Consider the following 11,347-nt stretch of genomic DNA (forward strand, 5'->3'; position numbering starts at 1 on the left):
TTAGTGTGTCGACCAGGATTTGTTCAAGGCCACCGGTAGAGGCGGTCGACAAGCGCGACAACACGCCCGTGTCCAGGCCCAAGGCGATGGCGGCCACACCGGCCAGCATCAGCGCACCCAGGCCACGGCGCAGCCATTCGCCGGCGCCCAGGGATTTTTTCATCAAGCCAAAGACTTTACCGCCGACCAGCAAGGCCAAGGCCAGGGAGGTGGCAGCCCCGGCGGCGTAGGCCAGCAAGAGCAAGGTAGTGCCGATGCTGGCCCCTTGCAGCGCGGCGCCGGTCAGCACCAGCCCCAGGATTGGCCCGGCGCAAGGCGCCCAGAGCAAACCGGTGGCCACGCCGATCAGGAACGACGCGCCCGGACGCGGTTTGGCATCGGCCCCGGCGGCCTCCGACAAACGACTGCCGGCGGCCACCAATGGCCGCGTCAGTCGCTCCGAGAGTTTCGGCAGCAACAGCGTGAGCCCGAACAGGGCAACGCACAGCAACGCGAGCCAACGCCCGTATTGATTGACTTGCACCACCCAGCCGCCGCCCACCGCAGCCAGTGAGGCCACCAGGGCGAACGTCACCGCCATCCCCGCTAACAGCGGCAAGCCACTGCGCATAAACGGCTGCCCGGTGCGAGCGAAGACAAAAGGCAGAACAGGCAGGATGCACGGGCTGACAATTGTCAGCACGCCGCCCAGATACGCGAGAACCAGCAGCCACATGGAATCGACCCTTATACGAATTAAAAATGGACATCGGCTTAAGCCGCCGTGAACGTCATGGCGACGCCATTCATGCAGTAGCGCAGGCCTGTGGGCGCCGGGCCATCGTCAAAAACGTGCCCTTGGTGGCCACCGCAACGGCGACAATGAATTTCCTTGCGTACCACGCCATACGAGGTGTCGACGTGGCTGGCGACCGCGTTGTCCAGCGGCTGCCAGAAGCTTGGCCAGCCGGTGTGGCTGTCAAACTTGGTGGTCGAGGAGAACAGCGGCAATGCGCAACCGGCACAGGCAAAGGTGCCAGCACGGTGTTCATCATTGAGTGTGCTGCTGTAAGGGCGTTCGGTGCCCTCCTCGCGCAGCACGTCAAATTGCTCAGCCGTCAGCAGGCTGCGCCACTGAGCCTCGGTATGGCTGACCTCAAAGGTCTCGGCCGCTTCGACTTCGGTGACCATGCTGAGCTGTTTCAGCAGGCCACCGGCCAGGACGGCGACACCCAGGCCACCACCGGCCAGCAGCATTTGTCGACGTGAGTACATACGATTCTCCTCAACCCATAGGCATTCATGGCGAGCGTGCAACTGTGGCGAGCGGGCTTGTTGTGGCGAGCGGGCTTGCCCCGCGTTGGAGTGCGCAGCGCTCCCGCTTTTTTGGGGCCGCTACGCAGCCAGCGCGAGCAAGCTCGCTCGCCACAACAGCGCACTTGCAATGTCGCCATCCTGAGCCTTGGCCGGTCGCGAAATCCTCACGCAGAGTTAAACAATTCGTGATAACTACACTGTGGCAAAAGCCGCACAATGCGCGGACTACAAGCGAAGGTTTTCTTATATGGATCAGCCCAAACGCGTCCTGGTGGTCGAGGACGATGCCCATATTGCCGACTTGATCTGCCTGCACCTGCGCGACGAGCAGTTCGAGGTGGTGCACAGCGCCGATGGCACCGAGGGCCTGGGCCTGCTCGAACAAGGTGGCTGGGATGCACTGATCCTCGACCTGATGCTCCCCGGCGTCGACGGCCTGGAGATCTGCCGCCGTGCCCGTGCCATGGCGCGCTACACACCGATCATCATCACCAGCGCGCGTTCCAGCGAACTGCACCGCATCCTTGGCCTGGAGTTGGGTGCTGACGACTATTTGGCCAAGCCGTTCTCGATGCCGGAGTTGGTGGCGCGGGTCAAGGCACTGTTGCGCCGGGTGGACGCGATGGCGCGCAACCTGAAGATGGACGCCGGCAGCCTTGAGCTGGGCGCGTTGTTCATCAACCCGCTGACCCGTGACGCCACCCTGCAAGGCCAGCGCCTGGACCTCACGCCGCGCGAATTTGACCTGCTGTACTTCTTTGCCCGTCAGCCGGGTAAAGTCTTCTCGCGCATGGACCTGCTCAACGCCGTGTGGGGCTACAGCCACGAGGGCTACGAGCACACCGTGAACACCCATATCAACCGGCTGCGCGCCAAGGTCGAGGTCGACCCGGCCAACCCGGCGCGCATCCTCACGGTGTGGGGCCGTGGCTACAAATTCGCCGAGAGCGCCGCATGAAGCTGACCCTGACCCAACGCCTGTCGGTGGTGTTTGCCGTGTTGCTGGTGATCTGCAGCGGCACGTCGGCCTGGCTGCAGGTGCGTTCCAACCACATGCATGAACTGGAAGTGGTGCAAGGCCTGTCCCGTGACTTGGCGGCGCACATTGCCCGCGATACCCAACTGATGGACGCCGACGGCCTCAAGCCGGATGCCGTGCGCAACCTGTTCAACCAACTGATGCTGGTTAACCCGAGTGTCGAGGTGTACTTGCTCGATATTGACGGCCGTGTGGTGGGTAACGCCGCACCCAGCGGGCATTTGCTGCGTGACCATGTGGACCTCGCGCCGGTCCGACGTTTTCTCAGCGGTGCCATGCTGCCGATCCTTGGCGATGACCCGCGCAGCGTCGACGGGCGCAAAGTATTCAGTGCTGCGCCGCTCAAGGCCAACGGCCAGCAAACCGGCTTTCTGTATGTGGTGCTGCTGGGCGAAGCCCATGATGTGTACGACGCCAAGGACGCCACCGGCATGGCCTTGAAGATCGCCCTGTGGTCCATCGGTCTGGTCGCCCTGCTCTGCCTGATGGCGGGCCTGATCGCCTTTGCCTGGATCACCCGGCCACTGCGCCAACTGACCGACAAGGTCGGCCAGTTCGACATTAACGGCGCGCCGAAAGCCGCCGAAACGGCTGTTCCCGAACTCAACAGCGGCGATGAAATCGCCGTGCTCGACCACGCCTTCGTGCAGATGGAAAACCGTTTGGGCGAGCAATGGCGCGCCATCACCCATCAAGACCAGGAACGTCGGGAGATGGTCGCCAATATTTCCCACGACCTGCGCACGCCATTGGCGTCGTTGCATGGCTACCTGGAAACCCTGTCGCTCAAGGATGCGAGCCTGAGCCCCGAAGAACGCCGGCGCTACCTGGGCATTGCGCTGGACCAGAGCCGTAAAGTCGGCGGCCTGGCCCAGTCCCTGCTGGAACTGGTGCGCCTGGAGCACGGTTTTGTGCAGCCGGTGATAGAAGGCTTCTCGCTGCCGGACCTGGTGCAAGATATCTTTCAGAAATTCGAACTGACCGCTGAAGCCCGCGCCATCACCCTCATCGCCACCCTGCCGCCCCAGGTGCCGACGGTGATGGCCGACCTGGGCCTGATCGAACGGGTGCTCACCAACCTGCTGGACAACGCGTTGCGCCATACGCCGGTGAATGGAGAAGTCGAGGTGATCCTGGCGCCCGAGACCGGTGCCGTAGCGGTCATGGTCAGCGACAGCGGCCCCGGAATCGAAGCCCAATTGCGCGAAGGCTTGTTCCTGCGCGCCTTCACCATCGGCGGCGCGCGCCGCGATGGCGGCCTGGGCTTGCGCATCGTGCACCGCATTCTGCAACTGCATGGGCGCAGTATCGAACTGGTGGAGCGCCCAGGGCACGGCGCGACGTTCAGGTTCTGCCTGGAAACCCGAGCCTCAACGCGTTGACTTGCGACTAGGCGGGCATGGCGGCCTGTGCCGCCATACCTTTTTTGCACTGCCTGCGCCCTTTGCGAACCAGCCCTACACTTTTGCTCAGTGTTTACAGCAGGCCTCCGCCGTCGATATCAATTACCGCGCCGGTGACAAAGCCATTTTCCATGGCCAGCACATAACCCGCCGCCACTTCATCCGCCTGCCCGACTCGCCCCACTGGCAACGCCGTGCCGGCCTTGGCGAACATCGCCAGGCGTTGCTCTTCTGCCAACCCCGCATACGCCGGCGTGTCGATCACACCTGGGCTGATCACGTTGACGCGCCGTGGTGCCAACTCTTTTGCGAGCTGCTTGCCCAGCGCTTCAGTCGCAGCATTGATACCCGTCTTGATGAACTGCCCCGCCATCAACTTACGGCCCAGTTGGCCCGAGGTCAGGCTGATGCTGCCGTGCTCTGCCAAAAATGGCAGCGCTTGCTGAATCGCACGCAATGCACCCCAGAGTTTCACGCTGAAATTGTCCTGGGCCTCGTCCAGATCGGTCTCGACCAGCGGTTTTGCCCGCACTGACGGGCCGGAGGTAAACACCAAGTGGTCAAAACGCCCGACCGTCTCGAACAAACGTTGCAAGGAGGTGCTGTCGGTGACGTCGACCGGTTCGCTGCGCACAGCGTTTTCGACACCCGAGGTCAAACGCCGCCCGGCCAGCACCACATGTGCACCACGGGCGCTGGCGGCCTTGGCCACGGCGGCACCGATGCCGCTGCTGCCGCCGATCACGATAACGGTTTTACCGCTGAGGGAAGATGTCATGGGGTTACTACCTGGCTAAAAAAGTGAGCGTTGATCTTCTCAGCTTGGCAATCGGCGAAAAATCCCGGTAAAACGACAAGATCTTTAAAGGATTTTTACAAATGAGCTCGACCCTGGACCTTGAAGTGTTCGTGCGCACCGCCGACACCGGCAGCCTGTCGGCGGCGGCGCGCAGCCTCAACCTCACCCCGGCGGCGGCAAGTATTGCGCTCAAGCGCCTGGAAACCCGGCTGGGCATCCGCTTGCTCGCCCGCTCGACGCGTAGCATGCGCCTGACCGAAGAAGGCCGGCGCTACCTTGACAGCGTGCGCGTAGCCCTCGAAGCGCTGGCCGAAGGCGAGCAGGCGATCAAGCAACAGGGCCAGAGCTTGAGTGGGTTATTGCAACTGGCAGCACCTTCGGACTTCGGCCGCAATGTACTGCTCGGCTGGCTGGATGAGTTCAAGCTTGCGCACCCGACGATCCGCCTGCAGCTACTGCTCAACGACAGTAACGCGGATCTGTTCCGCGACACCGTCGACATTGCCCTGCGCTTTGGTGTGCCGAGGGATTCCAGCCTGGTGGCGCTGCCCGTGGTACCCGGCCACCATCGTATCCCCTGCGCCAGCCCCGACTACCTGGCGCGCCATGGCACACCGCGCACGCCAGCCGACCTGGCGCAGCACAGTACATTGCGCTACATGCGCCGTGGGCAGGCAAATAGCACCTGGTACTTTCGCCAAGGCGCCTTGCTGCAGGAGGTCGAGGTGTCGGGTGATTACCTGAGCGATGACGGTGAAATCGTGCGGCGCTGGGCGCTGGCAGGCCACGGCATCGCCTATAAGGCCAACCTGGATATTGCCGGCGATATCAAGGCTGGGCGGTTGGTGCCGCTGCTGCCCGACTGGCAAGGCGAGCCCACGCCGTTCAACCTGATGTGCCCACATCGCCTGCAAGTGTCGGAACGGGTGAAAGTGCTGCATGGTTTTTTACAGCAGCGCTGCCAGACCTTGCTGAGTGTATGAAGAAACGCGCGCAGGGCTTGTTCCAGAGCCGTCGAGTCTGGTATTGCATGGGTAACGTTTCCCTGCCATGAGGAGCTTTGCATGATTTACCGCACATTGGGCCAGTCCGGGTTGAAGGTCAGCGCACTAACCCTGGGCACCATGATGTTTGGCGAGCAGACCAACACGGAAGACTCGCTGCGCATCATCGACAAGGCCTGGGACCAGGGCATCAATTTCATTGACACGGCCGACGTCTACACCGGTGGGCGCTCCGAGGAAATCGTCGGCGAGGCCATTGCCCGCCACCGTTCGGATTGGGTGCTGGCCACCAAAGTCGGCTTTGGCCCGGTGGACGGCCTGCCCAACCGCAGCGGCTTGAGCCGCAAGCGCATGTTCAATGCACTGGAAGCCAGCCTGAAGCGCCTGGACACCGACTACCTGGACATTTATTACCTGCACCGCGAGGACCACGACACGCCGCTGGAAGTCACCGTGTCGGCGATTGGCGACCTGATCCGCCAAGGCAAGATCCGCTATTGGGGCCTGTCCAACTACCGTGGTTGGCGTATCGCCGAAGTGATTCGCGTGGCCGAGCGTCTGGGGGTCGACCAGCCGATCATCAGCCAGCCGCTGTACAACATCGTCAACCGCCAGGCCGAGGTCGAGCAACTTACCGCTGCAGCCGCCTATGGCTTGGGCGTGGTGCCTTACAGCCCACTGGCCCGTGGCGTACTCAGTGGCAAATACGCCCCCGACGTGACGCCCGAAGCCGGCAGCCGTGCGGCGCGCCAGGACAAGCGTATCCTGGAAACCGAATGGCGGGTGGAGTCATTGCGCATTGCCCAGCAGATTCAGCAATACACCCAAGGACGGAGTGTGGGAATGGTCGAGTTTGCAATTGCCTGGGTGCTGAACAACTCCGCGGTCAGTTCGGCGATTGTCGGGCCGCGTACCGAGGCGCAGTGGGATGCGTATACCGGGGCGCTGGCGGTGAAGATCACGGCAGAAGATGAGGCGTTTATTGACTCGCTGGTGACGCCAGGGCATTCGTCTACGCCGGGGTTTAATGACGTGAGCCATTTTGTGTCAGGGCGTATTAGTCGGTAGTCATACCCCGCCCACCGTCGCCAGTGTGGGCGGGTTTGTTGGTTGCCGAGTTATAGTTTTATATCCGCTTTTACACCTAACCCATGGGCGGCTTCTCTGGCCTCTTCTTGTGTCACAGGTTGTTGTTTTAATATCTTCGCCAGCACGGCGGCGACAGATCTGTAAGTACCATAGCCAGGCACAAACCCCTGAGCGGCAGTCGCAAAGTTGGTAAGTATCGCGTTCATTTCACTTTTTGGCAGACCGAATACTCTGCCGATATCGTTGTTCTTATTCAAGAAAAGCAACACGGCATTGACGGGGTTATCCAGGCCGCGTTCGACGGTATCGGCAGTTGCTTTGTCGACTCCAAGCGCTTGCAGGAGCGTTGAGACCCCGGAAAATGGACTTTCTAGAAAATTGGCGAAGGCGTTGACCACAGAGTTCAGGTCACCATTGCCCCTGAAGACGAGTTCTCGCAGTTGTGGCAATGTGATGGGAACCAGTGGCAATTGACTATGGGCGCCATTTTTAAGGAAGTAAAAATTCCCCTTGTCACCCGAACCCAGCAAGTTGCCGTGAAAGTCGTACCGATAGACCACTTTCTCTCCATTGGGCGGCACGCCGCTAAAGGTCGGCCTGCCGTGATCGACCGATTCCAATTGCTGATTGACAAGCCCGTTGACAAACCTGATTGTCGTAGGGTTTTCACTGGTTCGATCCAAGTGCTCAAACACATTCCCTACGATCTGCTGGCCTGGTCCTATCAGCATATTGGGTGCGCTGCCTTGCGTTGCGGATGCACGCGCCTGTACTGCTGTTCTGACAGGGGAAGTCGCTGTCTTGTCGACAAAATGGGCAAGAAACGCGTTAAAGGCGTCAGTCTTTTTCGGTAAACTTTTCAGAAAATCGTCGATTGCCTGATAACTGTTAAACTCATAACTTGATTTAAAGTCCTTCTCCGGCATCCACAATACAAAATTCACGGCGCCCTGCACGATCGGTTCGCGTTTGACAATAAAACTGTCCCTGGCCGAATAAGGACCCACGTTGAAGCAATAAGCACTGACGCGAGGTTGTTTAGAAGTATCTGGAGAGGCAACCGCGTCCAGTAATTCCTTACCGTCCGCCGTGAGTACGCCGCTGTTGTTATCTCTGGCGACCGACTCGAAAAAAGTCTTATAGATTTCAAGTTTTTTCCATGACGGTGTGTCACCTTTCGGAAACGCAACGCTTTCGCCGAACCTGCCTATAATACCGGGCAAGCCGTTGAAGGTAGCAGGTGAAGAACCATAATAGGGGGAAATGCCATGCATAGGGTGGACCTCATTATCTAATGTCTTAGTCTGCAACCCTCTGAACCACTCCTTGCCAGAGCCATGGTTATCATCACGCAGTGATGACGCCCACCAAAGTCGCGCTTACTAACTTATTTCCATTAGTTGATGTTTTTTGCAGAGCATTAATAAGCCATGCAAAACTTTCCATGCAAAACAAAGCGCAGTCATGCTAGCCGCGAAAAGTCATACTTGTGTGGCACGGGGGTAGGAAGGTGTTCCATTAAAATGTTGTAATCGGCGTGACAAAGAGTGTCACGAACCCTATATTCCCCACCTAAGTTCCCCTTCTTCTGTAAAATCAGCTTTCGCGAGGACAGTGTGTCTAAAGGTGTTGTTTTATCGGTCTTGGCCTCGGTGTTGTTTGCCGTGATGTATTACTTCACCTCGCTGCTCACGCCCTTGAGCGGCCTGGAGATTTTTGGTTGGCGCATGCTGCTGACCGTGCCGTGCATGACGGTGTTCATGATCGTCAGCGGTGAATGGCGGCGCGTGTGGGAGTTGCTGCGAATGCTGGCGGCCAGGCCGCGGCTGATCGGCGGCGTGGTGCTGTCGTCCGCCCTGCTGGGCGTACAGTTATGGCTGTTTATGTGGGCACCGTTGAACGGGCGCAGCCTGGATGTGTCGGTGGGGTATTTCCTGCTGCCACTGACTATGGTGCTGACCGGGCGCCTGGTCTACGGCGAACGCTTGTCGCGCTTGCAGCAGATCGCGGTATTTTTTGCCGCGCTCGGGGTGCTTAATGAGTTGTACCAGGCCGGTGGTTTTTCCTGGGCCACGCTGGTGGTAATCATTGGGTACCCGATCTACTTCGTGGTACGCAAATACCTGAGCACCGATCACCTGGGTGGCTTGTGGCTGGACATGGCGCTGATGCTGCCGGTGGCCTGGTGGTTTGTGCAGCATGGTGAACAAGGTTTTGCCGTGCTCGAGCTGCACCCCAAGCTCTATGCGTTGATTCCAATGCTGGGCTTGATCAGTGCCTCGGCGCTGGTGAGCTACATCATCGCCAGCCGCTTATTGGCCTTCAGCCTGTTCGGCTTGCTCAGCTATGTGGAGCCTGTGTTGCTACTGTTCGTGGCCTTGTTGCTGGGCGAAGGCATCAAGGGCGGCCAGTGGCTGACGTATATCCCGATCTGGCTGGCGGTGATGGTGCTGGTGTATGAAGGTTTCAAGCATCTGCTGCGTCATCGCAAAGCCTGATGCGCAGGCAATAAAAAGCCCGGCCGGGGGTTAACCTCGGCCGGGCTTTTTTGTGCTTAGTCGGTGGTCAGTACACCACGACGCACCTGGTCACGCTCGATCGACTCGAACAGTGCCTTGAAGTTGCCCTCGCCAAACCCATCGTCGCCTTTGCGCTGGATGAATTCGAAGAACACCGGCCCCATCAGGGTTTCCGAGAAAATCTGTAGCAGCAGACGTTTGTCGCCCTCGATCGAGGAGCCGTCCAGCAGAATACCGCGCGCCTGCAGTTGGTCCACCGGCTCGCCGTGGTTTGGCAGGCGGCCTTCGAGCATTTCGTAGTAGGTGTCCGGCGGCGCAGTCATGAAGCGCATGCCGATCTTCTTCAGCGCATCCCAGGTCTTGACCAGGTCTTCGGTGAGGAACGCCACGTGCTGGATGCCCTCGCCGTTGAACTGCATCAGGAACTCTTCGATCTGGCCGGCGCCTTTGGACGATTCCTCGTTCAGCGGGATGCGGATCATGCCGTCCGGGGCGCTCATGGCCTTGGACGTGAGGCCGGTGTATTCACCCTTGATATCGAAGTAGCGTGCTTCACGGAAGTTGAACAGTTTCTCGTAGAAGTTGGCCCAGTAGACCATGCGGCCGCGGTACACGTTGTGGGTCAGGTGGTCGATGACCTTGAGGCCTGCTCCTACCGGATTGCGGTCGACACCTTCGAGGTACACGAAGTCGATGTCATAAATCGAGCTGCCTTCACCGAAACGGTCGATCAGGTACAGCGGCGCACCGCCGATGCCCTTGATGGCCGGCAGGTTGAGCTCCATCGGGCCGGTTTCGATATGAATCGGCTGGGCGCCCAGTTCCAGTGCGCGGTTGTAGGCTTGCTGCGAGTCTTTGACGCGGAACGCCATGCCACACACCGACGGGCCGTGTTCGGCGGCAAAGTACGACGCCAGGCTGTCGGGCTGGTTGTTGAGGATCAGATTGATCTCGCCCTGGCGATACAGGTGCACATTCTTGGAGCGGTGGGTCGCGACTTTGGTGAAACCCATGATCTCGAAGATCGGCTCCAGGGTGCCTGGAGTCGGCGATGCGAATTCAATAAATTCAAAGCCCATCAGGCCCATCGGGTTTTCGTATTGGTCGGCCATTTCGGCACCTCATCATTCTTGTAAGTAGCAAGCAGTCAATTACAGGCAAGGATGAGGTTGCAGGGTGGCGCGCACGAAAGACCCCGCACGCTGCGGGCGAGGAAGTCACCAAAGATCAGGGGGGAGCCGAGTAGCTTCATGATTACATCAGTCTCTGACGGCCGAGGCTTGCGTGAGCGCAAGTCCATATTCTTGTATGCGTAAATCGATTCTACACAGCGTAACAGTATTTGTCCGCACTCTCATCAAATCCCTATTGCCCTGGGCTGCGCAAGGGGTTTGTTGCACAGATAGATGCCCAACAGGATCACCGCACCACCCAGCGCCATGGGTAACGTCAGTTGTTCGCCGAGCAGCAGCGCGCCGCAGATCACCGCCGTCAGCGGGTTAAGCGCGATGAACACGCCCGCGCGGGTCGCGCCGATACGCCGGATGCCATCGTAATAGCCGATGTACGCCAGCGCGGAGCCGAGCACACCCAAATACAACAGGCTCACAACCTGCGGCCAGTGCAGGCTGACGACCCCTTGTACGGTGAAGCGTCCGGTGAGCGCGGTGGCCAGTGTCAGCATCAGGGTACCGAGCAATACTGACCACGTGACGGTTTGCAACGGCCCCAGGCTTTGATTCAACGCGCGGGAAAACAACGAGTAAATCCCCCACCCCAGCACACAGCCAAACACCAGCACGTCGCCCTGCCAGGTACTCGATGCACCTTGCAGCAGTTGCGGGTTACGACTGACGATCACCGCCGCAGCGCCGGCCAGGCACAAAGTGATGCCCAGCACCTTGGCAGCGCCGAGGCGCTCTTTGAACAACCACCAGGAAGCCAGGCCGATCACGGCCGGATTCAACGCCACGATCAACGAAGCGCGCGAGGCATTGATGTACTGCAGGCCGTAGAAAAAACACAGGTTGTAGAAAAAGATCCCGAAAAAACCCAGCACTGCCAGACGTAGCAGTTGCCGGGGACGTGGCCGCGCCAGCGGGATGCGTGCACACAGCATAAACAGCAGCAGCGCCAGGCTGGCCAGGATAAACCGCAGGCTGGCGGCCAGCAGCGGGTCTACTTGATGGGCCAGATAG

Annotated in this window: 11 protein-coding genes; 5 read left to right on the top strand and 6 right to left on the bottom strand. The window is 59.7% G+C overall.

The window, feature by feature from the left end; genetic code table 11:
* Positions 1-715: cytochrome c biogenesis CcdA family protein (locus FEM54_RS13155; protein WP_276614537.1), on the bottom strand; the 715-nt coding region annotated here is incomplete at its 3' end.
* A gap of 38 nt (positions 716-753) precedes the next feature.
* Positions 754-1,254, bottom strand: a complete 501-nt coding sequence (gene msrB / locus FEM54_RS13160) for a peptide-methionine (R)-S-oxide reductase MsrB (RefSeq protein WP_138451277.1) — start codon at positions 1,252-1,254, stop codon at positions 754-756.
* Between the two features lie 289 nt (positions 1,255-1,543).
* Between msrB and FEM54_RS13165 the strand changes: the two genes are divergently transcribed.
* Positions 1,544-2,254, top strand: coding sequence for a response regulator transcription factor (locus FEM54_RS13165; protein WP_017135515.1), 711 nt, complete (start codon positions 1,544-1,546; stop codon positions 2,252-2,254).
* Positions 2,251-3,717: a sensor histidine kinase gene (locus FEM54_RS13170; RefSeq protein ID WP_138451279.1), complete on the top strand. Its 1,467-nt coding sequence runs from the start codon at positions 2,251-2,253 to the stop codon at positions 3,715-3,717. The genes FEM54_RS13165 and FEM54_RS13170 overlap by 4 nt, the downstream gene beginning before the upstream one ends.
* 94 nt (positions 3,718-3,811) lie before the next feature.
* Here FEM54_RS13170 and FEM54_RS13175 read toward each other — a convergent pair whose 3' ends face one another.
* Complete coding sequence (locus tag FEM54_RS13175; RefSeq protein ID WP_138451281.1) at positions 3,812-4,516, bottom strand: SDR family oxidoreductase; 705 nt, start codon at positions 4,514-4,516, stop codon at positions 3,812-3,814.
* Between the two features lie 101 nt (positions 4,517-4,617).
* Between FEM54_RS13175 and FEM54_RS13180 the strand changes: the two genes are divergently transcribed.
* The gene (locus FEM54_RS13180; RefSeq protein ID WP_138451283.1) at positions 4,618-5,520 is read left to right on the top strand and encodes a LysR family transcriptional regulator; all 903 of its coding nucleotides are present in this window, start codon (positions 4,618-4,620) and stop codon (positions 5,518-5,520) included.
* Between the two features lie 81 nt (positions 5,521-5,601).
* Positions 5,602-6,609 carry an aldo/keto reductase gene (locus FEM54_RS13185; RefSeq protein WP_017135511.1) on the top strand — a complete coding sequence of 336 codons (1,008 nt, stop codon included), beginning with the start codon at positions 5,602-5,604 and terminating at the stop codon, positions 6,607-6,609.
* A gap of 50 nt (positions 6,610-6,659) precedes the next feature.
* On the opposite strand, the gene FEM54_RS13190 is transcribed toward FEM54_RS13185, so the two are convergent.
* The gene (locus tag FEM54_RS13190; RefSeq protein ID WP_138451285.1) at positions 6,660-7,904 is read right to left on the bottom strand and encodes a hypothetical protein; all 1,245 of its coding nucleotides are present in this window, start codon (positions 7,902-7,904) and stop codon (positions 6,660-6,662) included.
* Positions 7,905-8,246: 342 nt separating this feature from the next.
* Between FEM54_RS13190 and rarD the strand changes: the two genes are divergently transcribed.
* The gene (rarD, locus tag FEM54_RS13195; RefSeq protein ID WP_138451287.1) at positions 8,247-9,128 is read left to right on the top strand and encodes an EamA family transporter RarD; all 882 of its coding nucleotides are present in this window, start codon (positions 8,247-8,249) and stop codon (positions 9,126-9,128) included.
* Between the two features lie 56 nt (positions 9,129-9,184).
* Here the strand turns inward: rarD and hppD are convergent, their stop codons facing one another.
* Complete coding sequence (hppD, locus tag FEM54_RS13200) at positions 9,185-10,261, bottom strand: 4-hydroxyphenylpyruvate dioxygenase (RefSeq protein WP_017135508.1); 1,077 nt, start codon at positions 10,259-10,261, stop codon at positions 9,185-9,187.
* 245 nt (positions 10,262-10,506) lie between these two features.
* The coding region (locus FEM54_RS13205; protein ID WP_138451289.1) for a DMT family transporter at positions 10,507-11,347 on the bottom strand (841 nt) is incomplete at its 5' end.

Origin of the sequence: Pseudomonas edaphica, from assembly GCF_005863185.1 — a bacterium.
GTDB classification, from domain to species: Bacteria; Pseudomonadota; Gammaproteobacteria; order Pseudomonadales; family Pseudomonadaceae; genus Aquipseudomonas; species Aquipseudomonas edaphica.